This window comes from Pseudomonas sp. M20 (assembly GCF_045037865.1).
Lineage (GTDB): Bacteria > Pseudomonadota > Gammaproteobacteria > Pseudomonadales > Pseudomonadaceae > Aquipseudomonas.
In genome coordinates, this window is the sequence record NZ_CP173611.1 from 5,522,734 (window position 1) to 5,547,883 (window position 25,150).

Annotated in this window: 23 protein-coding genes; 2 read left to right on the plus strand and 21 right to left on the minus strand. The window is 61.0% G+C overall.

What is annotated here, in order from left to right:
* Position 1: 1 nt before the first annotated feature.
* The 13 genes from pgaB to ACI514_RS24545 all read right to left on the minus strand — a co-directional run bounded on the left by pgaB (position 2) and on the right by ACI514_RS24545 (position 13,891).
* Positions 2-1,999 carry a poly-beta-1,6-N-acetyl-D-glucosamine N-deacetylase PgaB gene (gene pgaB, locus ACI514_RS24485; RefSeq protein ID WP_405122547.1) on the minus strand — a complete coding sequence of 666 codons (1,998 nt, stop codon included), beginning with the start codon at positions 1,997-1,999 and terminating at the stop codon, positions 2-4.
* Between the two features lie 12 nt (positions 2,000-2,011).
* Positions 2,012-4,492: a poly-beta-1,6 N-acetyl-D-glucosamine export porin PgaA gene (gene pgaA, locus ACI514_RS24490; RefSeq protein ID WP_405122548.1), complete on the minus strand. Its 2,481-nt coding sequence runs from the start codon at positions 4,490-4,492 to the stop codon at positions 2,012-2,014.
* Positions 4,493-4,742: 250 nt separating this feature from the next.
* Complete coding sequence (locus ACI514_RS24495; protein ID WP_160054638.1) at positions 4,743-6,248, minus strand: YdgA family protein; 1,506 nt, start codon at positions 6,246-6,248, stop codon at positions 4,743-4,745.
* A 292-nt stretch (positions 6,249-6,540) separates the two neighbouring features.
* Positions 6,541-7,176, minus strand: a complete 636-nt coding sequence (locus ACI514_RS24500) for an NADH:ubiquinone oxidoreductase subunit N (RefSeq protein ID WP_160054636.1) — start codon at positions 7,174-7,176, stop codon at positions 6,541-6,543.
* 93 nt (positions 7,177-7,269) lie between these two features.
* Entirely contained in the window at positions 7,270-8,712 is a 1,443-nt protein-coding gene (locus ACI514_RS24505; protein ID WP_405122549.1) for an efflux transporter outer membrane subunit, read from the minus strand.
* Positions 8,709-9,611, minus strand: a complete 903-nt coding sequence (locus ACI514_RS24510; RefSeq protein ID WP_160054632.1) for an HlyD family secretion protein — start codon at positions 9,609-9,611, stop codon at positions 8,709-8,711. Before ACI514_RS24510 ends, ACI514_RS24505 begins: the two co-directional genes overlap by 4 nt.
* A complete protein-coding gene (locus ACI514_RS24515) occupies positions 9,608-9,817 on the minus strand; it encodes a DUF1656 domain-containing protein (RefSeq protein WP_007917703.1) in 210 nt (69 codons plus the stop codon). Before ACI514_RS24515 ends, ACI514_RS24510 begins: the two co-directional genes overlap by 4 nt.
* Positions 9,814-11,877: an FUSC family protein gene (locus tag ACI514_RS24520; protein WP_405122550.1), complete on the minus strand. Its 2,064-nt coding sequence runs from the start codon at positions 11,875-11,877 to the stop codon at positions 9,814-9,816. Before ACI514_RS24520 ends, ACI514_RS24515 begins: the two co-directional genes overlap by 4 nt.
* The gene (locus ACI514_RS24525; protein ID WP_038367319.1) at positions 11,874-12,302 is read right to left on the minus strand and encodes a MarR family winged helix-turn-helix transcriptional regulator; all 429 of its coding nucleotides are present in this window, start codon (positions 12,300-12,302) and stop codon (positions 11,874-11,876) included. Before ACI514_RS24525 ends, ACI514_RS24520 begins: the two co-directional genes overlap by 4 nt.
* A gap of 142 nt (positions 12,303-12,444) precedes the next feature.
* The gene (locus ACI514_RS24530; protein WP_095122320.1) at positions 12,445-12,726 is read right to left on the minus strand and encodes a type II toxin-antitoxin system RelE/ParE family toxin; all 282 of its coding nucleotides are present in this window, start codon (positions 12,724-12,726) and stop codon (positions 12,445-12,447) included.
* Entirely contained in the window at positions 12,716-12,961 is a 246-nt protein-coding gene (locus tag ACI514_RS24535) for a type II toxin-antitoxin system Phd/YefM family antitoxin (RefSeq protein ID WP_095122322.1), read from the minus strand. Before ACI514_RS24535 ends, ACI514_RS24530 begins: the two co-directional genes overlap by 11 nt.
* Positions 12,962-13,055: 94 nt before the next feature.
* Positions 13,056-13,301: a DUF2789 domain-containing protein gene (locus ACI514_RS24540; RefSeq protein ID WP_160054628.1), complete on the minus strand. Its 246-nt coding sequence runs from the start codon at positions 13,299-13,301 to the stop codon at positions 13,056-13,058.
* Between the two features lie 128 nt (positions 13,302-13,429).
* Positions 13,430-13,891 (minus strand): aminoacyl-tRNA deacylase, encoded by a 462-nt coding sequence (locus ACI514_RS24545; RefSeq protein ID WP_064389062.1) that lies wholly within the window; start codon positions 13,889-13,891, stop codon positions 13,430-13,432.
* Between the two features lie 174 nt (positions 13,892-14,065).
* On the opposite strand from ACI514_RS24545, the gene ACI514_RS24550 reads away from it, so the two are divergent.
* Complete coding sequence (locus ACI514_RS24550) at positions 14,066-14,596, plus strand: NfeD family protein (RefSeq protein ID WP_174244424.1); 531 nt, start codon at positions 14,066-14,068, stop codon at positions 14,594-14,596.
* Positions 14,597-14,598: 2 nt separating this feature from the next.
* The gene (locus ACI514_RS24555; protein WP_007917711.1) at positions 14,599-15,357 is read left to right on the plus strand and encodes a slipin family protein; all 759 of its coding nucleotides are present in this window, start codon (positions 14,599-14,601) and stop codon (positions 15,355-15,357) included.
* 5 nt (positions 15,358-15,362) lie between these two features.
* Here the strand turns inward: ACI514_RS24555 and ACI514_RS24560 are convergent, their stop codons facing one another.
* The 8 genes from ACI514_RS24560 to ACI514_RS24595 all read right to left on the minus strand — a co-directional run bounded on the left by ACI514_RS24560 (position 15,363) and on the right by ACI514_RS24595 (position 25,141).
* A complete protein-coding gene (locus ACI514_RS24560; protein ID WP_405122551.1) occupies positions 15,363-16,943 on the minus strand; it encodes a glycosyltransferase family 39 protein in 1,581 nt (526 codons plus the stop codon).
* Between the two features lie 55 nt (positions 16,944-16,998).
* The gene (locus ACI514_RS24565) at positions 16,999-18,606 is read right to left on the minus strand and encodes an efflux transporter outer membrane subunit (RefSeq protein WP_238785189.1); all 1,608 of its coding nucleotides are present in this window, start codon (positions 18,604-18,606) and stop codon (positions 16,999-17,001) included.
* Positions 18,603-19,673, minus strand: coding sequence for an HlyD family secretion protein (locus ACI514_RS24570; RefSeq protein ID WP_405122552.1), 1,071 nt, complete (start codon positions 19,671-19,673; stop codon positions 18,603-18,605). The genes ACI514_RS24565 and ACI514_RS24570 overlap by 4 nt, the downstream gene beginning before the upstream one ends.
* Before the next feature lie 25 nt (positions 19,674-19,698).
* Complete coding sequence (locus tag ACI514_RS24575) at positions 19,699-21,237, minus strand: MFS transporter (protein ID WP_405122553.1); 1,539 nt, start codon at positions 21,235-21,237, stop codon at positions 19,699-19,701.
* Between the two features lie 191 nt (positions 21,238-21,428).
* Positions 21,429-22,346: a LysR family transcriptional regulator gene (locus ACI514_RS24580; protein ID WP_025113444.1), complete on the minus strand. Its 918-nt coding sequence runs from the start codon at positions 22,344-22,346 to the stop codon at positions 21,429-21,431.
* A gap of 128 nt (positions 22,347-22,474) precedes the next feature.
* Complete coding sequence (locus ACI514_RS24585) at positions 22,475-23,341, minus strand: ABC transporter permease (RefSeq protein WP_016985558.1); 867 nt, start codon at positions 23,339-23,341, stop codon at positions 22,475-22,477.
* A gap of 20 nt (positions 23,342-23,361) precedes the next feature.
* Positions 23,362-24,222 carry an ABC transporter ATP-binding protein gene (locus ACI514_RS24590; RefSeq protein WP_016985557.1) on the minus strand — a complete coding sequence of 287 codons (861 nt, stop codon included), beginning with the start codon at positions 24,220-24,222 and terminating at the stop codon, positions 23,362-23,364.
* A 22-nt stretch (positions 24,223-24,244) separates the two neighbouring features.
* The gene (locus ACI514_RS24595; protein WP_405122554.1) at positions 24,245-25,141 is read right to left on the minus strand and encodes a TauD/TfdA dioxygenase family protein; all 897 of its coding nucleotides are present in this window, start codon (positions 25,139-25,141) and stop codon (positions 24,245-24,247) included.
* Between the last annotated feature and the right edge of the window lie 9 nt (positions 25,142-25,150).

Genomic DNA, 25,150 nt, shown 5'->3' on the forward strand with positions numbered 1-25,150 from the left:
GTTATGGATTCCATTTGTTGGAGAGTGCAGGCCTTACGGTTTTCAGGTCCGGCAGGTTGTCGAGGAAGTTGTCCGGGTAGTAACCGAAACTGGTCGCACCCTGACGCTTGAGGCGGCCCATCCAGTCCGCCAGATGCGCACCGTCGATGTCGGCCTGATCCTTTTTCGTCCAGTCCCGCGCTTGCAATTCGAACACCGTGCGATCCAGCGCCCCTGGGCGCTTTTTGACCGTGGCCACCAGCGCTTCCAGCCACGGACCGGACTCTGCCTGGGTCTGTTTTTCCATCAGCGGCATGGCCATCGGCGCCGTCCAGTCGTAGGTCACGAGGAAGTCATCGAGGTTCTGTGCGTACCAAGCTTCGCTCTCGGGGTTGAGCATCGGCTCGGCGAAGATATTGCGCGCGGTCAGCACCTGCGGGCCGCGAATCGCACGGACTTTGGCGGTCAGCTCGTTGGTAAAGTCGATGAGGTATTTGCTCTTGAAACGCGTCCAGCGCTGCATCGCTGCCGGATCGTCGCGCAATGCGGCAATCGAACCCGGCAAACCGTGGGCAGCGTAGGCTTTCAAGGCTTCAGGACCGGCATCTTCGAAATCCGACAGTACCGCGTCGTCGTGGTAAAGAATGCCGTTGACCGAGGTCAGGCGCGCCACGTCTTCGTAGATTTCACCGATGATCCGTCGCACTTCAGGATCGAACGGCGACAAGCGTTGGTACTGATCCGGATCCACCGAGGTGATGCCGGTTTTCGGGTCCCAACGGGTCACGCGCGGCAGTTTCGAGTCGAGACCAAAACTCAGCACCGGCATCCACGCGAAGACCTTCACGTTAGCGCGGGTACGCAGTTGCCAGGCGACGCGGTTGAAAATATCCGCACGCACCGGCAAGTGACGGTTGGGGAAGTACAGCGAATGCACCAGGCCATCGCCCTTGGGATCGGCGAAGGCTTGCAGGAACACCGTGTTGGCGCCCAAGTCAGCGATGCGCTGCACCAGTTTTCCGAGGTTGATGTCCTGCTGCGCCGGATCCGGGTCGTAAACGTTGTCCAGATCAACATGCACAACGCGCATGACGAAATCCGACTGCACGTCGACGATACTGTTGGCGAAACGCTCGCCGTCAGGATCCGAAGCGACAAGAAAGCGCGGGCTGCTCATCAGGTTGTCGAGGGCGTCGAGACCGTCTTCGAGGGTCAGGGCCATTTCGTAGCCCTCCTCGCCGACCACGGTCAGCGATGTGCCGTCCGCCGCGCCATACGGCCAGACCCAGACGCGTGGTTTTTTACCGGTGACCTTACGGATTTTTTCAGAGATGTTATTCACGTCGGTGCGAATCCGCGCCTGGAAATCGGCCTCGGATTCATAGCGTTTGGTCACTGGATCGTAGCGCCGGGTCGCCGCCGCCGGCTGCATATTGCCCTGCGGGTTGGCCAGAATCCCTTTGTGATTGGCGTCGGTGTGAGCAGCGATTTCCACCAGCCCGGAGTGTGAGATTTCGCGAATCTGATCCCAGGTCAGAAAGTCGGAACGCGCACGCGGAGCACCGGCGAAATCCACCGGTTGATTGAGCGGCGTGTCGATCCAACTACCGACCGGTGCCAGCAACGCATGCCAGTTGTAGGCGCGAAGCACCGGTAACACGCGAGTGTAGAAACTCGAATAACCGTCGTCGAAGCTGAGCAGGATCGCTTTCGCCGGTAGCTCCGGGCCGCCCTTGCGTGCGGCCATGATCTGGTCGACCGTCACTGGTTTGTAGCCATTCTCGCGCAGCCACGCGAGCTGTTCGATCATGCGCTCGGTGCGCACCGCCACCACGGCCTGATCAGGATCGAGGTCTTCGACGTCGTGATAGGCAATGCCGAGCACGTGATTTTTCGGCCACGGTTTTTCGCTGGCCGCCAGCGGACGCTCGGACGGCGGCGCGAAGGCCGGAGCTTGCTGGGCGCAGGCGCTGATCAGCAGCGCTCCCAGCAGAAGGATGAAACGCGAAATCAAAGGCATCTTCAAACTCTTCTAGAAGCGGAAAGTGAGGTCGACGAGCAGACGCAGATCGGTCTCCCGATCACCGTCGTAAGGCCGATTGATCACACTGAACAAACCGCCCACCTCGAACACGTCGTTCCAGGCATAACGCTGACCGTAACCGAGCAGGGCCATGCCGCCGGTGCCGTGCTCACGCTGGCTGTACGTTCCCGCACCGGCCTGGAATTGTTGGCTCCAGGCCGTTTCGTAGCGGTGGTAGAGCACGTGATTGACGTTGACCAGCGGCATCACGCTGAAGTCGGATTTGGGGTTGAAGTACGGCACGTCATCGGACTTGGAGTTGTGGCTGGTGCCGACTTCCAGTCCTGCATCGACCTGCACGTTCGGCGCGCTGTAGACGCCCTCGCGGCCGGTGAGCAAGGCTTCGACGCGGTTGTTGCCGTCGCTGAAGTGCGACGGGCTTACCGACAGACGCCACTCGCGGCTTTCGTTGGCGCGCCAGCGAATGAAACCGCTGCCGCCATTGGCCTTGATGTCACTGTTGAGCGCGCGCAACGGCGTCTCGGCCGAGAGGTATTCGAGGCTGCCGCCGTACTGCCAGTGATCGTTGATGTCACGGGCGATCGCCAGCCGCGCGCCCTGTTTGTCGCCGAAACCGTAATCGTGATTGGACACTTCGGCTTCAAGGGTCATGTCACGAGTGCGGCGTTCCAGGCCAACACGCTGAAAGCGGTGGTGCCCGGTGCCTTCGGCGAAGTCACCGGTGGCATACCCGGCGCCGGCGAACACGCGCCAATCTTCATTGATCGGCGGGCTGTACAGGGTGGTCTGGATGCCAAAATCGCGGCTGCCACTGACGGCTCCGGCATCGCCGCTACCGCCACCATTGGCCTTGCCGCCGTAGGCTTCGACGCGCAGCTCGGACATGTCATGCACTTCGCGCTCACGGGCCAGACGCTGTACCTGGCGGTTATCCGGATAGCGTGCGACGACGTCGTCGGTCAGCGCATCCATTTGCCGCCATTCCTGCAATTCCATCGCGGTGTGGGCCTGGCCAATTTCCAGGCCCATGGCGCGTGGCACCATGCTCTCGGTTTCCTTGAGCTGCATTTCTGCGCGGCGCGGCCAGTTACGGGCCAGGTATAAATCGGCCTGAGCCAGACGCAAACCGACGTTACCCGGCGCCTGATCGACCAGCGTCTGCAAGCGCTCCTCGCCATGGGGCAAGTCAGCGCTGTAAGTGCCGGCCTGCGCAGCCAGTTGCTGGGCGTCCATCCATTCATCATTGGGGTTGCCGATCGGCAACCCCTTGAGTTCGACACGCGGACGCTGGGACTTGGCGGCGTCCTCGGCGACTTTGCGCGCCTCATCAGCGCGGTCGCTTTCCAGCAGCGAGTAGTACAGCGCAGTGGTGTCTACGAGTCGGTCGCCGACATCGGCATCCGGCGCCGCCAGCACTTGGCGATAGAGGTCGGTAGCGATTTCTGGCTGACGCTGATCCAGATACGACGCCGCTACCCAACGCAGTGCGTAGGTCGGAATCTTCACGCCTTCGGCTTGCAGCTTTTGGTATTCAGTGATGACGTCGGCGGTGCGCGCCCGGGCCTTGAGCGCGCCCATGCGGTCGATGCGCCAGCGAATCACGTCGTCGTGAGCGGTCGCGTCCGATGTCCAGGTGGCGAGCAGTTTGTCGTAGTCGGCCAGCGCGCGGTCGGCGATGACGTAGCGTTCTTTTTCACTGCGGGTGGCGAGTTCGGCGAGACGTACGCGCTCGGCGGCCAGATCGCCTTCGAGGCGACGCAACGTGACCGGATCGATCAGGCCCGGACGCTGATTGGCCAGACGCAGCGCCGGCTCCGGCAGACGCGCCTTTTGCAGGGCGACCACGTATTCACGGGCGACTTGCGGTTTGTTGCCGGCGCGTTTGAAGGCCTGATCGTATTCGAACAGGGCGTCGTAAGGTTTGTTGTCACGGGTCAGGGCGTAGCCCAAGGCGAGGCGGCGCGACGGATCATCAGGTTTGGCCGCCACCAGTGCTTTGGCGCGGCTCACCGCTTCGTCGGGTTTACCGGCGTCAGCCTGAGTCAGGGCCAGGCCCAATTGCAGGTCGGCATTATCCGGCTCCAACGCCAAAGCCTTGTTGTAGACCTGAGTGGCCTGATCCCAACGTTTGAGGTTGCGATAAGCGCGGGCGGTGGCGGTCAGCGCCTGAACCGGCAGGACACGGTCGCGGCCCTGGGTTTCATAGACCTGCACCACTTCGGCATCGAGGCCAGCCCAACTGGCGATTTGCAGGTGATCGCTGATCTGCCCGGTGGTCGACTGCCCAAGTGGCACCTGGCGCAAAACCGTCAGCGCAGGCGTGGTTTGCCCGGCACGGGCGTCGCGCACCATCTGATCGTAGGGGGTGTCGGCAAACGCCAGCGCCGGCCAGAGCAATTGGCTGCACAGCGCGACTCGAAACAAAGGGCGTAAACCACGATGTAATACGGGAACATCAATCCGCGGCATTCGTCAGCATCCTTACATGGCCAGCCGGGTCGCAATGCCCTCCTTGCCCTTTCGTAACGGTGGCCGCCAATGCACATGCAACGGCCAAGCTTAGTCAGGCAGTTTTGCACGCAAGCGCAGAGCAATATCCAGAACACAATAATTGTTCAGAATCGTGCTGGCGGTTCAGCCGAAAACCCGAACGCCAGACAGCAAAACGCCCGGCGTCTGTGCGATACAGAGGCCGGGCGTTGCTATCAAGAACGCAGGATTACTGCACTTGCGTGACGCCGGCGAACTTGCTCATCAGGAAGCCGACGAACTGCTCGACGGTCATCTTCTGGCCGTTGAATTCGACCTGATTGGCGGCGTAATGCAACTTGGTCACGACGTTGCTGCCGTCGACGACCGCCAGCTGCGAACCGACCGCCATGCCGGCGAACATATCGGCCGCTTCCTTGGACTGATCGACGATCGCCTTGGCGTCAGTCTGACCATCCAGTTGCGCCTGCACGCTGAGCAGATCGACCAGCATCGGCTTCGATACCTGAATATTCAGGTCCAGCAATGCGATCAGTTGTTTGCCCAGTTGATCCGGCGGCAAATCCATCGATTGCGGCTTGGTCAGGTCGATCACCAGATTGGCCTTGCTCTCGCCGTTGGCGGTGTTGAACGAGAGGTTTTCCAGCGCAAACTGTGGGCCGGCGGCCAGCAGTTTTTGCAGGTCGGCTTTGACTTGCGCATTTTCCGCTTCGGTCAGGTTCAGCTCTGGCGCTGGCAAGCCCTGGGCTGCAGCTTCGGCGGCGGCTTTTTCATAAGGCTGCAGTTTGGTCTGGTAAATCTGCATCAGCGACATGGTCGACGGGATGTCGAGGTTTTTCAGGCTCATGGCCATATTCGCCGAGCCGACTTTCTTGTCGTTGAGGCTGACTTCGCCAACCTTGTAGTCAGCACGACCCGAGGCATTGCTGCCGTTTTCTTCGGTGAGGTTCTTCATTTCGAAGTTCTTCACACCGAGCACCGACTGCTTGGTGCCGAAAGTGGTTTTGCTGTTGGTCAGCACCAGGGTGTTTTCCCCGGTGTAGTAGCCGTAGCTGCTCTTGGCGAGGTTGCTGGCCAGGGTCAGACCGTTGAGTTCGACCTGCACCGGCGCCTGATCTTCAGCGACGGTGACCAGTTTCAGGTTGTCCATGTAGCCGTCCGCCTTGACCTTCTGCGCTTTGGCGTTAGCGGAGATGTTCATGGTCAGGCCGGAGAACTTCAGACTCGACTGCTCATCCAGTGCGGTTTCGAACGGCAGCAAGTCGAGGGTGCTGGTGGTGGATTCGTCGTAGCCGATGCTGGTCACGCCTTTGAGCGGCGCGGCGCCCTTGGTGGCGGCGAACCACTTCTCGGTGGCCGGGTTCTTTTCCAGCTCGTAGTTGCTGGTGGCCATGACCGGCAGCCATTTCAGCGAAACCAGACGCGAGAACGGCAGCGGGCCATGTTCGATGTGGTCTACGAACAGCAGTTCGACCGGTGCATCGCCGAACATCTCGCCTTCACCTTTGAGGCGGTAGTGCGCGGTGCTGGTGAAGGTGTGGCGCTCCAGCGACACCAGTTCCAGCGACGCAGTGCCATTGGAACCGGCCATGGCCGTTTGCAGCTCTTGGTTGGCATTGCTGACGGCGTTGTTGAGCACGCCTTCGATCTTGGTCCCGGTGTACCAGGCCCCGCCTGCGCTGATCGCGCCGATGGCAACAACAATTCCGAGGAGCACGCCTGCTGATTTATTCATGAATGACCTGATCGATTTCCGTGGCTGTGAGTGTGGTCGTCTTCCCTGAACCCGTGACCGGGTCGCGGCTCGACTGCGCTGAATTCAGCGGTGGAGATTAGCACCGGGCGCGCAAGGTGGCCCAATGTTTAAAGGTTAAAGAGTGTCTATGGGGAGAGTGGACAGTGAGCGGGCTGCGAGAGTTTCGGTGTTTTTTAAGTCGCCATCGCGAGCAGGCGAAGGCCTACAGGGGAACGCATTCCAAATGTAGGAGTGAGCCTGCTCGCGATGAGGCCGGTCGATTCGGCGGGAATCAGGAATACTGAACCTCGATCTCATCCAGCTGATGATCAAAGCTTTTCAGCCGCGCGGTCCAGGTGTACACCAGCACTTCAAAGTCCCGATCAATCACCGCTCCGCCCGAGACGTCGGCGCGCGGATCGCAGAAATCAAGTTGATAACGCTCGCGGGCCATGGCTGTAGCGACATCGGACAATTCCCGGGCATTGTTGAGCCAGTGCCAGCCCTCGCCATCAATCTGCTTGTCGAGTTCCAGACACTGCTTTTTCAGCGCTTCGAGACTTTTTTCCAGCGGCGTGCCGGTGAGTTCGCCCATGACTTCGGCGAATGTCCGGCCCGGCTGCCAGTAACTGCCCCAGAAATACCGGTCGAACACGGTTTCGACCCGGCGCAGGGCGACTTTGGTATCCCAGATCAGCACCAGGGTCTTGCCCTGTTCAAGCTGCCGTTTCTTGACCCGCTGCACCTGGAGCGACGCCCACGCCACGACGACGATAGCCATGACCGCAATCAGCGCGACGGCGCTGTCGAGGAAAACCATGGCCTTGTCGATCTGGTGGGCCAGCATGATGCCGTAGAAATAGGTGGCCGAGAGCAGCACCAGCGCTGCGAGGGCGCACCAGAAGCCGAGAGCGTAAGGGTTTTTCATTATTGGTTTCCCCTAGACCAGCACTAGCAATGTGCGCTGGAAGGGTGCTTTGCACGGGGCGCCCTTCCAACACTTCAAAGCATAGCAACGGCCTCAGGGTTTGCTGGGGCTTGGAGCGTGCGTTCGTCCGCTTTCCCAGCCGCCGCCCAAGGCGAGGAACAAATCGATCTGGCTCATCGCAACCTGGGTGTTGGCGGCGGCCAGTTGCGCGGTGACATCGGTGTAGGTGCGCGTTGCTTGCAGATCAGCGAGGAATGACTCGCGGCCGGCCTGGAAGAAGCGGTGGGTCTGGTCGGCGGCCAGTTTCGCCGACTGCTCGGCATCGGCCAGTGCGTCGCGGCGTTGCAGCAATGCGCTGTACTGAGCGAGGCCGGTCTGGGTTTCGCGAATGGCGTTGAGCACCACGCCGTCGAAGTGCGCCAAGGCGCCTTGGGTCGCCGCTTCTGCCTCGCGGATTCGCGCGCGGGCGCCGTTGGTCGGCACCTTCCAGCTCAGCGACGGGCCAAAGCCCCAGCGGTTGGTCGACGGATCACCCAAGTCATCGATGAGACCAACAGTGCCGATGGTCGCGCCGATACTGATGTCCGGATACAACTCGCCAGTGGCGACGCCGATCCCGGCGGTCGAAGCGGCCAGACGACGTTCGGCCTGGCGAATGTCCGGGCGACGTTTGAGCAGCGCAGCGCCATCGCCGACTGGCACCAGTTGGGCGATTTTCGGCAGTTCTGCGCAGGTAGCGGTACCGGCCGGCAATTGATCGACCGGTTTCGCCAACAGCATCGACAGACGGAACAGCCCTGCCTGACGCGCGGCTTCATAGCGGGGCAGTTCGGCGCGCAAGGATTTGAACTGGGTTTGCGAGCGAGTGACCTGGGTTTCGTCACCGCGACCGGCGTCGCGCAGACGCTGGATCAGCGTGGTGCTTTGCGATTGCAGGTCGAGGGAATGCTCGGCGATTTCACGTTCTTCATTGGCCGCGCAGACTTGGGTGTAGGCGCGCACGACGTCTGCCACCAAGGTGATCCGCGCCGTGTCTGCCGCGGCCTGGGTCGCGTCGGCATTGGCCTTGGCGCCTTCGATGCCACGCTGCAAGGTGCCCCACAGATCGAACTGATAAGAAGCGCTGATGCCGATGTCGCCGACGTTATCGACCGGGACTTTTTCCGGCAGCAAGAATGCCTGACCAGACTCTTGCAAACGCTGCGCGCCCATCTTCACACCTGCGCTCCAGCCGCCCGCTGCTTCGGCCTCATCGACCTGAGCTCGAGCCCGTTGCAGGTTCGCCGCCGCGACGCGCAGATCGGTATTGGAAGCCATGGCTTGCTGCACCAGTTGATCCAGCCGCGCATCCTTATAAAGACGCCACCAATCCGCTGGCACCGGCGCCGAGACGACCGGTTTTCCGGCAACCGCCAGTTCGCCCTGAAAATCCTTGCGCTGAACCGCTGCATCCTCAGGCACCTGATAGTCCGGCCCGACCATCTGACAGGCCGAGAGCATCACGCCCAACCCGGCGATCATCAGCGCCCTGCTCATTGCCCGGGCTCCTGCTTTTTATCGTCGACCTTTGAGTCTTCAATGATCGAGACCGTAGCAGTGCGACCGGCAATCATGCGGAAATCTGCCGGCACATCATCAAAGGCAATCCGCACCGGAATCCGCTGCGCCAGCCGCACCCAGCTGAATGCCGGGTTAACGTTCGGCAGCAAGTTGCTGCCGCTGCTGCGGTCGCGGTCTTCGATACCGGCAACGATGCTTTCGACATGCCCACGCAGTTTGGCGCGGTCACCGATCACACGGATGTCCACCGACTGGCCGACATGAATGCCGTCGAGCTTGGTCTCTTCGAAATAGCCGTCGATGTGGAACGAATTGCTGTCGACCACCGACAACACCGGACGCCCGGCGGTGACGAATTCCTGCGGACGCGGCGCGCGGTCGTTGACGTAACCGTCGACCGGGCTGCGGATTACCGAGCGGTCGAGGTTGAGCTGAGCGCTGTCCACGGTGACCATGGCTTCGGCCAGTGCCGATTGCGCGCGAGCGACCTTCGACTGGCTTTCTTCCAGTTGCTCGGCCGGCACGAGGTTACCGAGGCCACGATTACGCTTGGCCTCACGCTGGGCCTGAGCGAGGGTTTCTTCGCGATCGGCGACAGCCGCTTTGGCCTGACGCAGGGCCAGTTTGAAACGGTCCTGGTCGATGCTGAACAGCACCTGGCCGCGCTTGATCAACTGGTTGTCTTTCACTTCCACCTGCTGGATCAACCCGGACACGTCCGGGGCGATCTGGATGATGTCAGCGCGAATGTGGCCGTCGCGGGTCCATGGCGCAAACATGTAATACATCACCATGCGCCAGACGAGGACAACGGCAAAAGTCACGATCAGCAGGGTCAGTACTACGCGACCGATGGTCAAAAACGGTTTTTTCATGTCATCAGGTATCGACTGAGTGAGTCCACGCCGTACAGCAGTACCGCGTAGAGGGCCACGTTGAACAATGCCCGGTGCCAGACCAGACGGTAAAAGTGCACGCGCGTAAGCACGGCATGCACCAGCAAAAACAGCACATAAGTGATGCCCATCAACACCAGCAGGGTCGGCAGGAAAATGCCGCTGATGTCCAGATCACCGATCATAGGGGCGCTCCATCGGGCAGCGGTTCTTCGGAGTCGGCACTGGAGACGAATTCGACGCCGGGCAACAGCGCCAGACGCAAACCGCTCAAGGCGTGCAACAGGTTCAGACGGGTTTCATCGTCGCCGTGGCCATTGAGCGCGCGGCGGGTACGATCCAGGGTCATCAGCAACGGGGCCGGCGCCGGCAAGCGTTCGCCAGCCTTGAGGCAGGCGCGGAAATACTCGCCGACTTCACTGACCACTTGCTGCAACAGCGCGTTCGGCGCGCCGCTCACCCGAGGGGTGTAGGCGAGCAAATCGAGCAGGTTGAGGCCGACGCGCACTTCGCGCATGGCGATGCCGGTGTCCTGGCCGGTGAGGGCCAGACGCGGCAGGTGCTGCATCAGTCGATCGAGCAACTGCACGCCCAGTTTCCGGTGCTCGGCGAGGTTGGCCGGCTCGGTCATGTGGACGATGTCTTTCCAGCTGAAGCGGGTCAGGCGTTTGGCCGCCAGTTCGGCGCCGAACGGACGCGCCACCAGCGTCCAGATAAACGCGAACAACAGCCCTAACGGACCCGCCAGGTTGGAGTTCACGAAGGCAAAAAAGTCCGCGTCGTAAGCCCCCTGAATACTGATGAACGAGGAGGTGTTAACCAGCGTCAGCAGCATGCCGAGGAAGAACCGCGGCTGCACGGTAAGGGTGCCGACGCAGATGAACGGCACGGAAAACGCCAGCACCAGCATAGGGAAGTCATGCAGGTTGGGCAGAATCAAAAACAGATAAAGGCTGGCGAACAGCACCGACATGCCGGTCCAGAAAAAGAACCGGTAAATCTGCGGTGCCGGGTCGTCCATCGAGGCGAAGAAGCTACAGGCCACCGCGGCGAGAATCACCGCACTGCCGCCGTCCGGCCAGCCGAGCAGAATCCACAGCACCGAGGCGGTGATGATCGCCACAACGGTCGAGGCCGCCGAGTAGAGCATCAGCCCACGATCAATGAACGGCGTCAGACGACCGAGGCGCCAGTGACGGTAGACCGCGCGCCAGCTGTCCTGGCGCTCGCAGAGAATCGCGTCCTGCAGACTGCGGCAGTCCTGCCATAAATCGATGAATTCGCCGAGGCGATAAATCGAGTTGGAGAACAGCAGTTGTTTGCGGTCTTGCAGTGCTTCGGCACTCGGTTGCAGGGCTTCGAGCTGATCTTTCAGGGCTTGCCAGCGGTCGAGATCGGCGTCCTGATGAGCGAGCCATTCGCGGGTTGCGGCCAGCAGCGGTTCGAACTTTTCCACCAGTTCCGGCGTGCGCCGTTCGAGGGCATAGAGCGAATCTTCCAGCGCATCGATCACCGGTAATAGATGAATCATTCGCCCGCGCAGTTCTTTGGTGTTGCGCACGGTTTGCGGTAGTGCGCCTTCGTGGGGCAACTGGCCGATCATCAATTCGAGGCTGTTGAAGTTGGCAACCATGGCCATGCGCAGTGCGGTGACTTCTTCGGGCTGCACATCGCGACTGAGGAATTTCAGGCTATAGGTCGTTGCGTCGGCGAACCACTTGCTCACCGCGTCATTGAATACGGGCGCCAGACGACGCGGCCAGAACATCGCGCCGACCACGGCGGCAACGGCGATGCCGAGGAAAATCTCTTCGGTGCGCGCCTCTGCTACGTCCCACACTGCCAGCGGGTTATCCACAACCGGCAAGGCAATCAGCGGCAGGGTGTAACCGGCGAGCATCAATGCGTAGTTGTTGGCCGTGCGCAGTTGCAGAGACAGGAACAACAAAATGCCCGTCCACAGCGCAATGACCACCACCAGCACAAACGGACTCTGCACGAACATCGGCACTAAAAAAACCGCCGCTGCCGCACCGAGAAAAGTACCGATGGCACGGTACAACGCCTTGGAACTGGTCGGCCCGAGAAACGGGCTGGAGACGATATACACCGTGGCCATCGCCCAATACGGACGCGGCATTTGCATGAGCAAGGCGATGTACAGCGCGATCATCGACGCTGCAAAAGTCCGGATCCCGTAGAACCAGTCACGGGCCGGCGGAATGCCGGAGAAAAAACCGTTCAAGAATTAACCACCCATGGCGGGTTGGCCGCCTCAAAAGCTCTGAGTACCCGAAGCGTAGCTTCCAGATCGCTTTGCTCGATGCCTTCGAGCACCTCGTGACGCAAGCGCACCAGTTCGATCTCGACCGCTTGCACCAGTTCACGACCGGTGTCGGTCAGGCTCAGACATTTGGCGCGGCGATCCTGGGCATCTTCGGTGCGGCAGACGTAGCCGGAATGACACAACTGATCGAGCAGACGCACCAGCGACGGACTCTCCATCCCGGCCGCCTGCGCCACCTGAACCTGGCGCACGCCCTCGCCCAAGCGGCCGATCATCAATAGCGGCACGGCGCAGGCTTCGGAGATTCCATAGTTGACCAGCGTGGTCTGGCAGATCTTCCGCCAATGCCTGGCGGCCACCACCATGGCACTGCTGATGTTCATTTGGAGAGCGTCGAGGGAATCGGGCACGGGGAAATGCACACTGTTAGTTTGCTAACTATCAATATCGCATTGGAGGGGAATTTCAGTCAAGTTTTGAAACAAATTGCCTGCTTGCCTGTAGGAATTGGCGCTGAGAGCTTATTCAGCGCTTTTTTGCATTCTCGTAAACACTGCTGCGCTCGCGCTTACCGACTGCGACAACCGAAACAACAACGCGCTCATCGATCACCTGATAAACCAAGCGATAGCCGGAAGCCTTGAGTTTGATTTTGTAGCAGTTCGGCATCCCGTGTAGAGCATCAGCAGAAACCCTTGGCAGCTTCAACCTCTCGCCCAGCTTCTTTTTGAATTGTTCTCGTAGTGTATGACCCAACTTGTTCCACTCTTTGTGAGCGGATGGCAAAAATTCGAGCTTATAGGTCATCCAGGCTTACCGAAATTGGCGTCTCATGGCTGCGGGCGCGAACGATTTCAGCAAGCTCCAGATCATCGAGTCGCTCCATCATTGCTTCGTACACATCCGCTGGCACCATATAGCCCATGACGCGATTGTGGTTAAGAACGGCCACGGCGCCGCCATGTGCACCGCTCAGCACTGCGGAAGGGTTTTTCTTTAATTCTGAGACACTGACAGCCATATCGGCCAGAACGCTTTGCATAATAAAGGACCTCAATTGAGGTCGTGATTTTGGTCTATTTTTTGATCCTCAACAACCGTTCCACTCAATTGAATGACAAGAGGTGGGCGTCCAGTCAGCCTTCCCGTCCCTTTCGCAACAACACATCCAACCGATCCACTACCTCCGCCCAGTCGGCGTCATCCAGAATCTCGTCACGCAAAAACTCCGCTTGGCTCTTCGTCCAGAAAAACGCATCAGCCAAATGAAGGTTGGGTTTGAGCGGGGAATGGGTGGTGATGAATTTGTCGATGTTGACCGGATCGTCCGGAAGGCCGAGTTGTTTGAACAGGGATGGCAAGCTGTGCGTTGGGCTTTCCATTGATCAACTCCTTCAAAAATGGGCTGTTTGGAAGATTATTCGCGAGCAGGCTCGCTCCCACAGGGGAATGTGATCAACCTGTGGGAGCGAGCCTGCTCGCGAAGGCGTCAGTGCCGGCGCCACAAAGCCTAATCACTCAACTCCCGCACCTCGGCATGCGGCACCATTTTCAGAAACTCGGGCATGCTCATGTGCAGCAGGTAGTTGTGGTTGCCCGCCTCCAGATAAATATCCTTCTGCCGCGTCAGCAACGGGTCGATAACCATGTCCAGGCCATAGGAGTCGCCCAGCGGCGGCACCGCGCCGCGTTCGCAGTCGTCGAAGATGTGCGCCAGATTGCTTTCGCGGGTCAGTTGCCATTCGCCACTGAGGCGCACTTTGCTCAGGTCAAGGTGACGGCTGGCCGGCAGCACGGCCATCAGGTAGTGACCGTGGTGGTCGTCAAGGATGATCGATTTGGCCACCCGCTCGGCGGGCACCCCGGCGACCCGTGCGGTTTCCAGGCTGCTGGACGAGTGACGGTGAGCGACGATGTCGTATTCGCAGTGCGCCCGGTTCAGGCTGCTCTGCACCTTTCTTGCCATACGCATGATGCACCTCGGTGTTGCGCTGAACGGTGGTTGCCGTGCTTTTGAGTCTAGTTCGGCGGGCCGTCGATGCAGGGAAATCCGCTCACTGGACACATCCTCACACTGATCAAAATTCAACCACTGCAACCCTCAACTAGACTGTAAGAACCAGACATGATGCTCGCGGAGGGTCACGTGAACAGCCGATGTTGTGCGTTTGCCTTGCTCCTGCTGATCAGTGGCTCAGCCCTCGCCGCCGACCCCCCGTTGCCACCGATGAGTCCGGCCGGTTTGTGGCTGATTACCTTGGGCATCGTCTTTCTGATCGCCGAAGCGGCGCTGCCCAATTACGGGGTGATCGGCTTGGCCGGAATCATCATGTTCGTCATCGGCGCGCTGATTCTGAGCAACGCCGAATTGCCGGCGCCGATGATGATCGGCCTTGGTCTTATCAGTGCCCTGCTGTTGCTCGCGCTGCTGATCCGCGCCCTGAAAACCCGCCCGCGCCACGCCGTCAGTGGTGACGCCGGCCTGCTCGGCAGCGTGACCGCGATCACCACGGTGCAACCGGGCGATGCGCGCAACGGCTGGGTGCAACTGCAAGGTGAACGCTGGCAAGTGCTCAGCGCCACCCCGCTGCAAACCGGGCAATCGGTGCGCGTGGTCGGGCGCAAGGGACTGTTGCTGCAAGTGGCCGCGACTGAAGCGGCGCCGCTCGGAGAGTGATCATGGGTCTGCAAATCGGTTTTGTTGCGCTGCTGTTACTGGTCATTGCCTTGGCCGGTTCGACGTTTCGCATCTTGCGTGAATACGAGCGCGGCGTGGTGTTTCAGCTTGGCCGCTTCTGGCAAGTCAAAGGTCCCGGCCTGATCCTGCTGATTCCGGTGGTCCAGCAAATGGTTCGGGTCGACCTGCGCACGGTGGTTCTCGATGTGCCGCCGCAAGATGTGATCACCCGCGACAACGTGTCGGTGAAGGTCAACGCTGTGCTGTATTTCCGCGTGCTCGATCCGCAGAAGGCGATTATTCAGGTTGAAGATTATCTGTCGGCCACCAGCCAACTGGCACAAACCACCTTGCGTGCAGTGCTCGGCAAACACGAACTGGATGAACTGCTGGCTGAACGCGAGCAGTTGAACATCGACATTCAGCAAGTACTCGATGCGCAGACCGACGCCTGGGGGATCAAGGTTGCCAACGTCGAGATCAAGCATGTCGATCTCAACGAATCGATGGTCCGCGCCATCGCCAAACAGGCGGAAGCCGAGCGCGAACGTCGGGCCAAGGTGATTCACGCCGAAGGCGAACTGCAAGCCTCGGAAAAACTCATGCAGGCAGCGGAAATGCTCGGTCGCCAGCCTGGGGCAATGCAGTTGCGCTATATGCAAACCTTGAGTTCGATTGCCGGGGACAAGAGTTCGACGATTGTCTTCCCGTTGCCGATCGAGTTGCTCAAGGGCATGGCGGATTTGTCCGGCAAGTCATGACCCGCCTATTCACCCGCAGGTTCGGTCACGAACAAGCGTGCTTGCATCCCGCCCGCATGGACTTCAGCGCTGGCCCGCCAGGTTGCGGGTCGCGGTGAGAACTCTTGTGGCTCGTCGACGGTTCCGACCAGCCAGACCCGGCCTCCGGCGGGCAGCTCGGTCAGGCTGTTCAGATAGACATCACTCGTTACCAGCGTGCCGAACCCGTACTCATTTGGCCGCGTCGACTGGCCATCGGCGTTCGGTGGAGTGAAGAGGCGCACCTGCGCCCCGGTGCGATCGTAGTAGACGTAGCTCAGATACCAGAGCATGTCGCTGGTGACGATGCGGTCACCGGGAAGGAAATGCTGGTTGACGTACTTCACGACCGTGTCGAGTTGATCATGAGTGTCGACCGTGGCGTTGTTGCTCACACCGACCAGTTCCACGCCGACCAGCGCTACCAGCACCGCCAGTGCAAGCATGCGAACGCGGCTATACAAACGATCAATGGCCAACGCCGCGAGCATCGGTAAACCGAGGGCAAATGCCGTCAGATATCGCTCAATGAATACCGGCGTGATGAACGACACCGCGAACACCAGCAACAGCGGCAGACCGGTGTACAGCGCCAGCAGAATGCTGCCGCGCGACACACTGCGATCGCGCATGACGGCCACAACTGCCAGCACCAGCAGTGCCAACGGCAGCGCGCCAAAGACCAGCAGCGGCAGACTCTCACCATCGTCCTGAATCAGCCATGACCAGATCATCGACGGCAACGACCCCAACGTCACCGCTGGCTCCCAGCCGACATCACCGCCGACTTCGAGTTGTTGCATGTGCTGCATCAAGTCGAGCAGTTTGGGTAACCAGGGCAGATACAGCACGACAATGGCCAGGTTCGCCAGCCACCAGTTCCCGCGCTGGATATGCCGGAACCGGTAACCGCGCTGTACGCGGATCGCGATCAGATAAAGCCAGTGACACAGCGCCGCGAGCACGGCGAAATAGTGGGTGTAGAGCGCGGCGCTCATCAGCAGCAGGTAATACACCAGATAGCGCTGGCGTTGCGGGCGCCGGATCCAGTAGACCAGCGCCAGGCTTGCGGCAATCAGCAGCGCACCGAGCAGCGCGTACATGCGCACTTCCTGGCTGTAGCGCACCGCCGTCGGTAGCAGTGCGAGTAACAATCCGGCGATGAACGCGGCGCGGCGAGTGGCCAGGCGATCCACCAGCCACACGCCCAGCCCGACCGCCGTAATGCCGGCCAGCGCACTGAGAGCGCGGACCGCGAGAATGCCGTCCCCGAACAATTCGACCCAGCCATGCAGCAGCATGAAATACAGCGGCGGATGCACATCGAATGCCGCGTGCTGCCAGATTTCACTCAGTGAGTAGCGCGCCAGCAGCAGACTGGAACCTTCATCGCCCCAGATCGCTGCCGCTGTCAGATCATAAAAACGCACGAACGCGGCCAGCGCGAGAATTGGCCACAGCCAGTGATTTTTTACCCAGCGCACCCAACGCAGGCTGCCGAACCAGGAACCGGGCACGGCAAACGGATCTTGCGTGTCGCCCATTGGCGTGACTCTGTTGACCGCCATCGCTTCCTCTTGCCGCGCCGCAGCGCCACGAGAGTATGACGCGCCAACCTGCCCATCACTTTAGGTCAGCCACGGCGGAACCGTCGATGCCGGTTGGCGCTTTCACGACACCCGGCAACCCGACGGCGACTTTCGCCTCTGGATACACCGATTGCCAACCGCCGCCCAATGCCTTGTACAACCCGACCATCGCCAGCGACACGCCAGTGGAGCTTTCCACCCACTGCTCCTGCGTCGCCAGCAGCGCGCTTTGCACGGTGAGGACGTTGACGAAATCGACCACGCCTTCGACGTATTGCTGTTGTGCGGTGCGCAGGGCGATCTGGTTCTGCCGTACGGCTTCGGCGAGGCTGTCGCGGCGGCGTTGACTGGCGTTGTAGGCGGTCAGTTGATCGTCAATTTCGTGCCAGGCACGCAGTACGGTTTGCTGGTAGGCGACGGCCGCTTCCTGCTGCTGCGCTTCACGCAATTGCAGCACGCCACGCAGACGTCCGCCGTCGAACAACGGCAGGCTGAATTGCGGGCCGATGCCGAACGCGCGTGAGCCCCACGAGCCAAAGTCGCTGAGTTGCATGGCTTGCGAGCCGAGGTTGCCGGACAAGGTGATGCGCGGATAGAAATCGCCCTTGGCCACGCCGATGTTGGCAGTGGCGGCGTGCAGACGCGCTTCGGCCTGGCGGATGTCCGGGCGGCGTTCGGCCAGTTGCGACGGCAGGCCGATGGCGACTTGCCGCGGCGACTGCGGCACGGCGGCGTCTGTGGATAACTCCTTGGCCAATGCCTGTGGCGGTTCGCCCATCAGCAGGCTTATCGCGTTGATCAACTGCGATTGACGTTGTTCCAGCGCCGGCAAGCGCGATTCGATGGCCGCGACTTGCGCGGCGGCTTCGGCGACGTCGAGATCGGTCGCCACGCCGTCGGCCAGACGCAGTTGCGAGAGTTTCAGGCTGTGCCGCGCGACATCGAGGTTCTGCTCGGTGACGGCGCGGGTGTTCTGCACGCCGCGCAGTTGAATGTAGTTTTGTGCGGTGTCGGCAAGCACCGCCAACAGCACCCCGCGACGGTCGTTCTCAGCGACTTCAAGGTTAGCGTCGGCCGCTTCGGTTTCGCGGCGCACGCGGCCCCAGAAATCCAGTTCCCACGAGGCGGAGAAACCGGCGTCCCACAGGTTGAAGGCGGAATCGCCGTTGTGTCCGGACGGGTCGCTCAGGCCTTTGCCGCTGTTGCGTTGGCGCGCGTAGCTGCCGGTGGCCGCAGTGTTTGGATAGCGGTCAGCGGTGATGACCTGGCGAGCGGCGCGGCTTTGTTGCAGGCGGCTGCTGGCCAGTTGCAGGTCGAGGTTGCTCTTCACCGCACGTTGAGTGAGTGCAGAGAGTTGCGCGTCGTGGAAGACTTCCCACCAGCGTTCGTTGAGGGGTTCGCTGACGGCTTGGCTGGGGGCGGACTTGGCGGGTTTGGCCCAGTCGGCGATTTGTGGGGCTTCGGGCTTCTGGAAGTCTGGGCCTACGGTGCAGGCGGTGAGACTCATTGTGAGCAAGGCACTCAGAGTGATTTGCTGCCACTGGCCTCTTCGCGAGCAGGCTCGCTCCCACATTCTGGAATGCGCAGCCCCTGTGGGAGCGAGCCTGCTCGCGAAGGCGTCGGTTCGATCAACATGGCTCATCGCTGAGTCACCTCACGCACCAACGTCGCCGAGCTGGCGGTATCAATACTCGCCTCCACCGACATCCCCACGCGCAAGCGCTCGGCCAATGGCTGACCCGGTTCCAGCATGATCTTCACCGGAATCCGCTGCACCACCTTGGTGAAGTTGCCCGTGGCGTTATCCGGTTTCACCGCCGCAAAGGTCACGCCCGTCGCCGGGGCAATACTCTCGACCCGACCGCTCAACGCTTCGCCGCCAAGGCTGTCGACACGCACCTGCACCTCCTGCCCCGGCTGCACATCGGTCAGTTGCGTCTCCTGAAAATTCGCCACCACGTAAGCCTGTTTCAGCGGCACGACTGCCAACAGCTTGCTGCCCGGCGTCACATAAGCGCCGACGCGCACGGCGCGCTCGCCGATCATGCCGTCCTGCGGCGCGGTGATACGCGTGTAGGAGAGTTCGAAACTGGCGATTTCCAACGCCGCTTGCGCGTGTTTCAGACTGCCTTCGGCGGCATCCCGCTGAGCCGTGAGAATGTCGACCTGCTTGCGCTCTGCCGCCAGTTTCGCCGTGGCGGTATCGAGATGCGCCGTGGCCTGATCGATGCGCGTGCGCGCCTGTTGCGCGTTCTGCACCGTACCGGCGCCAACGCCCGCCAAGTGGGTGTAGCGATTCAACTCCTGCTGAGCGAAAGCCATTTCAGCCTTGGCCGACACCACCGAGGCCTGCGCCTGGGCGATCACCGACGTCTGGCGTTCCAGCGTCGCTTTGGCGTTCTGCAACTGTGCCCGCGCCACCAGGGTTTGCGCGTCTGCCGCTTCGGCCGAGGCACGCAAGTCGCGATCATCGATCAGCGCCAGCAACTGGCCCGCCTTCACTTGCTGGTTGTCCTCCACCAGCACTTCCTTGATAAACCCGGCCACGCGCGGCACGACGAGCGTGTAGTCGGCGGAGACAAAGGCGTCATTGGTGTTTTGCTGGGTACGTTTGCCAAACACGCCGGGCAGCGCCAGGTAAACCAGCACGCCGACCGCCAATGCGGCGGCTATGGCCACCGCGAGTTTTTGCTTTGCTTGAGTCGTCATAAAACCTTCTGTTTCAGTGAAGCAATCAGGTCGGCGCCCGCGGCGGAAAGATCCGCGTCGGCAGCCAGAAAATCAGCAGGATCAGCGCCACCGCGACGCCGGCCATGCACACGTAGAGATCGGAAGAGGTCAGCACCACGGCCTGCTCGTGCAGGCGATGGGCGAGGCCCGGATCGCTGCGGTCGGCCAGCGGCGAATTGCCGAGGCTGTCGACCAACATGCTTGAGTGGAAATGCAGGCGCGACGTGGTCAGCGCCTCGATCACCCCGGTGGCGACCACGGCCGACAGGCCTTTCACGGTGTTGAACCATGCCGATGCGAAGGGACCGTCCAGCGGTGTGATGCTGCCGGTCGAAAGCATCAACAGCGGCAGCACCGCCATCGGCTGACCGAAAATCTGCAGCCATTGCAGGACGTAGAAGTCGTCGCGAATCCACTGCGAGGTCAGCTGCGATCCACCCAGACAGGACAGTGCCAACATGCTCAGACCGATGCCAAGCACCCAGCGGCAATCGACCCAGCGCAGGTTGCATAGCGCCGCCACCAGTGGCAGCGCGATCAACTGCGGCAATGCGGCGATCAGCATGATCGGCGCGGTCTGCGCCGGCCGATAACCCTGCACCTGCGCCAGATAACTCGATGGAATCAACACCACCGCCTGCAGGACTACCAGCACACCGGCCAACGTCATCAACGCGAACGACAAGTTGCGGATACCGAGCATCTGCAATTTGAAAAACGGAATCGGCTGCGACCACTCGTTGATCAGAAACGCCACCAGCAACAACGAACCGGCACCGAGCAATCCACAAATCAGACTCGACTCGAACCAGTCCAGTCGATTGCCTTGCAGCAAACCGATCACCAACATGCAGATCGCCGGAAAGCCCAGCAGCAGACCTTTCCAGTTGAACGATTTGAGGCGTTCCAAACGCAGCGGGTCCTGCGGAATGCCCCACGCGACCATCGCCAAGGCGATCAGGCAAGGCACGATGATTTGCCAGAACGTCCACTGCCAGCCGACGTATTCGGTCCACAATCCGGCCAGCGGCGTGCCGAGGCCGGGGCCGAATGTCGCCGTCAGTGCGTAGCCGGCCAGGCCATAGAGTTTGATGTTCGCTGGCAAAAAGCGCAGGGCGACGGTCATCAACATCGGCGGCAATGCGCCGCCGGCCAGACCTTGCAGGATGCGCATCAGCAGCAGACTTTCGTAATTGGGTGCGAACGGGCACAGCACGCCGAGCAGAGTGAACAGACCGATCGCGCAGAGGGTGAAGCGGCGTAGCGAGAAGGTCACCGAACACCACGGCGCGAAGGCCATGGCCGCGACTGAGGTGGCGGTGTAACTAGCCACCAGCCAAGTGCCTTCGTCGTAACCGATGTGCAGCGCGCCGCGGATGTCGGCCAGGGCCACCTTGGTGACCATCTCGTTGAGGCCCGACACCAGCACCGCCAGCAGCACGCCGACCAGGCCAATGATGATCCGCGCCCCGAACACCGGTGGCGTCGCCGCCTTCGCCGGGCTGGCCGCAGCGATGGGCGCTGCCGCCGTCAGGGATGTCATGAATACTCACTCCGGAGGGAAAAATACCGGAGCATCTTAGTCGGGCTTGGCAATGACGAAAATTGACTTATTGGCAGCTTATAAGTGCGCCGGACGCAATCATTCAAAGCAAGAGATCGCAGCCTTCGGCAGCTCCTACAGGGATATGCATTCCAGTGTAGGAGCTGCCGAAGGCTGCGATCTTTTGATCTTCAAGGCTGGGCAGCCAGCCACGTTTCGTCGCAACAGGCCTTGAGGGTTTCGCGCAGCCAGCGGTGGGCGGGATCCTTGTCGAAACGCGGGTGCCAGGCCTGGGTCAGCATCAGCGTCGGCAACGGGATCGGCAGGTCGAATGAGCGCAGCTTCAAACCCAGGCGACGCACGCTGAGCAACGCCTCTTTGGGCACCGGCAAGATCAGGTCGGAATCCGGCAGCGCAAACATCGCCGCATGGAAACTCGGCGCGATCACCGCCACGCGCCGCTCCAGGCCTAGCGCATTCAGCGCCGTATCGATCGGGCCGCGCGCGATGCCGCGTCGCGACATGCTGATATGGGAAAACCCGGCGTAGCGCTCGGCGGTGATTTCGCCGTCGAGTAATGGATGATCTTCGCGCACCAATCCGACAAAGTGTGTAGAAAACAGGTTTTGCACTTTGACTTCAGGGGTGACGGGCCGGGTGTTGCTGACGCTCAGATCGATGCGCCCTTCACGCAGGGCTTCATCATCGCCGTCGCCCTCTGGGACGAAGCGCAGTTCGCAGTGCGGCGCGAGTTGATCGAGGGTGTCAAACAGCTTGCCGCCATAGACACCGATGAAGAAGTCATTGGCGCGAATGCTGAAGCGCCGGCGCAGTGTGCCCAACTCTACGGTGTCGGCGGAACGGAACAACAGCGCGGCCTGCTCGACCACGTCGCGCACCTGTTCGCGCAACTCCAGCGCCTTGGGTGTCGGCACCAAGCCACGTCCAGCACGCACGAGGATCGGATCACCGATGGCTTCGCGGATTCGCGTCAGGGTGCGGCTCATGGCCGCCGGGCTGAGGTTCATTCGCCGTGCGGCGCCGACCACACTGCCCTCGTCGAGCAAGGCGTCGAGGGCGACCAGAAGGTTCATGTCCGGGAGCTGCATGCTGAGCACTCTTGGCTGATCAGGATTGATCTGGGCGCAATGCTAGCAAACATCCTTCAGCTTTGGCGGCGCCTTCAAAGACGCCTTCGCGAGCAGGCTCGCGATGAGGCCAGCCGCCACACCAAAAATTACCGCTGCATACCCCAGCGCTTGACCGTCACTCGCTCCAGCGTATCGAACACCAGATTCTCCACCAGCAACCCGATCAGAATCACCACCGCCAAGCCGGCAAACACCTTGTCGGTATACAGCTCATTACGATTCTGGAAGATGTACCAACCCAGCCCACCTTTGCCACTGGTCGCGCCAAACACCAGTTCCGCCGCGATCAACGTGCGCCAGGCAAATGCCCAGCCGATCTTCAACCCGGCCAGAATCGACGGCAGCGCCGCCGGGATCAGGATGAACAGCACCAGTCGCAAACCCTTCAGACCATAGTTGCGCCCAGCCATGCGCAGGGTTTCCGAAACCCCGAGAAACCCGGCATAGGTGTTCAACGCCAGTGCCCACAACACCGAATGCACCAGTACGAAAATCAGGCTGTTCTGCCCCAGGCCAAACCACAGCAGCGCCAAGGGTAACAGGGCAATCGCCGGCAACGGGTTGAACATCGAGGTCATCGTGCTCAGCAAATCGCGACCCAATTGCGTCGAAACGGCCAGCGTGGTTAGTGCAAATGCCAGAACGATGCCGATCAGGTAACCCTTGATCAACACCACCAACGATATCCACACCTTGGCCAGCAACTCACCGCTGAGCAGGCCCTCGAACAGCGCGTGGCTGGTCTGCAGGAAACTCGGCAGCATCAGGTCATTGTTCTGGATCCGCGCGACCACTTCCCACAGCACCGCCAGCACAATCAGGATCAGGCCTTTACGCAGCCAGCCCTGTTGCCACAGCCGCGTGCCGAGCGACAGTTCACGCTCGACCGGCACTTCGGTCAACGGCTCCAGCACAACTTCGAATTCTTCACGCACAGATGATGAATGGCTCATCGGGTAGTCCTCCTGGCCGCTCAATAGGCGATGCGAATATCGTTGAAGTCGTGGTCACGCTCGGTTTCCGGCGACTGGCCTTCGTCGAACAGCAGACGATGAATGCGCCGTGCCGACTCCTGGAATGCCACGCCACCGAGGCTGTGCAGATCGTATTGATGGCTGTGCACTTCGGCGCGCACTCGGCCGGGATGCGGCGACAGCAGCAGGATGCGATTGCCGACCACCAACGCCTCTTCAATCGAGTGGGTGACGAACAGCAGGGTGAAGCGCACCTCTTCCCAGAGCAGCAGCAATTCTTCCTGCATCTTGCGCCGGGTCAGTGCATCGAGGGCGGCGAACGGCTCGTCCATCAAGAGGATCTTCGGCTGCATCGCCAACGCTCGGGCAATCGCCACCCGCGCTTTCATGCCGCCAGACAAAGTGTGCGGATAAGCATCGGCAAATGCCGCCAGGCCGACCTTTTCCAGATAGTGCAGCGCACGTTCTTCGGCTTCTTTTTTCTTCAGGGTGCGCGATGCAAGCAGCGGAAACATCACGTTCTGTTTGACAGTTTTCCACGGCGGCAGTTGATCGAACTCCTGAAACACCACGATGCGGTCCGGCCCCGGCGCGTCGACGCGCTGGCCTTGCAGACGGATCTCGCCTTCGCACGGTTGAATGAACCCGGCGACCGCTTTGAGCAAGGTGGATTTGCCGCAACCGGAGGGGCCGAGCAGCACGTAGCGATCGGCTGGATCGATTTCAAAACTGACCTGGTGGGTGGCGCGCACCACGCGTTGCGGCGTGCGGTATTCGAGGCTGACGTGATCGACCGCCAGCAGCGCTTCGCTGCGGGCGATCGGGTTGCTGGCCGCGTGGCCTGGCAAGGGAGCGTTCATGATTTGATCAATCTCCGGCGAATCAGAAAGGCGCGTCGCCCTGAATGGTCGTGCGATACAGCTTGCGGCGCAGGTGCGCGGGGCAGCCGGCGGCGAGATGGATCAGCGAACGGTTGTCCCAGAACACCAGGTCGTGGGGCTGCCACTGATGGCGGTAGATGTTTTGCGGCAGCACGCTGTGGGCGTAGAGCTCGGTCAGCAACTGCCGGCTCTCGTCTTCCGGCAGGCCGACGATGCGCGTGGTGAAACCTTCGCTGACGAACAACGCCTTGCGGCCGTTTTCCGGGTGCGTGCGCACCACCGGGTGCACCACTTCCGCGACCTGAGCCAGTTGCTCCGGGGTCAGCGTCGGGCGCCAGTTGCCTTCGAATTTGGTTTCGCTGTAACGCGCCGTGTAGGAGTGCGCGGCACTGCGGCCTTCGACCGCTTTGCGCAACGCTTCGGGCAAGTTGTCCCAGGCTTTGTGCATGTCGGCGAACAGCGTGTCGCCGCCCTCCTCTGGCAACTCCTGAGCGTGGAGCATCGAGCCGAGGCTTGGCAGCTCTTTATAAGAAAGATCGGAGTGCCAGAACTTGCCAGCATCACCGAGGCCGATGTTCTGGCCGTTTTCGATGATGTTGGAAACGATGAGGATTTCCGGGTGGTTGGCCAGCAGGAACTGCTTGAGCACATGGATCTGCAACACGCCGAAGCGGCGGCTGAAGTCGATTTGCTGTTGCGGGGTGATTTGCTGGTCGCGGAACACCACGACGTGGTGATCCAGGTGCGCGCGATGGATGCGCGCAAAGTCTTGATCATTGATCGACCGTGTGAGGTCGAGGCCGATGATTTCGGCGCCTACGGCACCGCTGAACGGACGAATTTCAAAGGATTGCGGCGCGGCGGTCGCGGCGCTTGGGGAAGCAGTAGCTGCGGACATCTTTCCATC

Excerpts from the sequence above, each read along its gene's own strand:
- ACI514_RS24595 (WP_405122554.1), bottom strand. The coding sequence starts at position 25,141 with ATGTCCGCAGCTACTGCTTCCCCAAGCGCCGCGACCGCCGCGCCGCAA.
- pgaB (WP_405122547.1), bottom strand. The coding sequence starts at position 1,999 with ATGCCTTTGATTTCGCGTTTCATCCTTCTGCTGGGAGCGCTGCTGATC.
- ACI514_RS24565 (WP_238785189.1), bottom strand. The coding sequence starts at position 18,606 with ATGAGCCATGTTGATCGAACCGACGCCTTCGCGAGCAGGCTCGCTCCC.
- ACI514_RS24525 (WP_038367319.1), bottom strand. The coding sequence starts at position 12,302 with ATGAACATCAGCAGTGCCATGGTGGTGGCCGCCAGGCATTGGCGGAAG.
- ACI514_RS24500 (WP_160054636.1), bottom strand. The coding sequence starts at position 7,176 with ATGAAAAACCCTTACGCTCTCGGCTTCTGGTGCGCCCTCGCAGCGCTG.
- ACI514_RS24570 (WP_405122552.1), bottom strand. The coding sequence starts at position 19,673 with ATGACGACTCAAGCAAAGCAAAAACTCGCGGTGGCCATAGCCGCCGCA.
- ACI514_RS24560 (WP_405122551.1), bottom strand. The coding sequence starts at position 16,943 with ATGGCGGTCAACAGAGTCACGCCAATGGGCGACACGCAAGATCCGTTT.
- ACI514_RS24575 (WP_405122553.1), bottom strand. The coding sequence starts at position 21,237 with ATGACATCCCTGACGGCGGCAGCGCCCATCGCTGCGGCCAGCCCGGCG.
- pgaA (WP_405122548.1), bottom strand. The coding sequence starts at position 4,492 with ATGCCGCGGATTGATGTTCCCGTATTACATCGTGGTTTACGCCCTTTG.
- ACI514_RS24495 (WP_160054638.1), bottom strand. The coding sequence starts at position 6,248 with ATGAATAAATCAGCAGGCGTGCTCCTCGGAATTGTTGTTGCCATCGGC.
- ACI514_RS24535 (WP_095122322.1), bottom strand. The coding sequence starts at position 12,961 with ATGCAAAGCGTTCTGGCCGATATGGCTGTCAGTGTCTCAGAATTAAAG.
- ACI514_RS24515 (WP_007917703.1), bottom strand. The coding sequence starts at position 9,817 with ATGATCGGTGATCTGGACATCAGCGGCATTTTCCTGCCGACCCTGCTG.
- ACI514_RS24545 (WP_064389062.1), bottom strand. The coding sequence starts at position 13,891 with ATGCGTATGGCAAGAAAGGTGCAGAGCAGCCTGAACCGGGCGCACTGC.
- ACI514_RS24505 (WP_405122549.1), bottom strand. The coding sequence starts at position 8,712 with ATGAGCAGGGCGCTGATGATCGCCGGGTTGGGCGTGATGCTCTCGGCC.
- ACI514_RS24580 (WP_025113444.1), bottom strand. The coding sequence starts at position 22,346 with ATGCAGCTCCCGGACATGAACCTTCTGGTCGCCCTCGACGCCTTGCTC.
- ACI514_RS24530 (WP_095122320.1), bottom strand. The coding sequence starts at position 12,726 with ATGACCTATAAGCTCGAATTTTTGCCATCCGCTCACAAAGAGTGGAAC.
- ACI514_RS24585 (WP_016985558.1), bottom strand. The coding sequence starts at position 23,341 with ATGAGCCATTCATCATCTGTGCGTGAAGAATTCGAAGTTGTGCTGGAG.
- ACI514_RS24510 (WP_160054632.1), bottom strand. The coding sequence starts at position 9,611 with ATGAAAAAACCGTTTTTGACCATCGGTCGCGTAGTACTGACCCTGCTG.
- ACI514_RS24540 (WP_160054628.1), bottom strand. The coding sequence starts at position 13,301 with ATGGAAAGCCCAACGCACAGCTTGCCATCCCTGTTCAAACAACTCGGC.
- ACI514_RS24555 (WP_007917711.1), top strand. The coding sequence starts at position 14,599 with ATGGGTCTGCAAATCGGTTTTGTTGCGCTGCTGTTACTGGTCATTGCC.
- ACI514_RS24590 (WP_016985557.1), bottom strand. The coding sequence starts at position 24,222 with ATGAACGCTCCCTTGCCAGGCCACGCGGCCAGCAACCCGATCGCCCGC.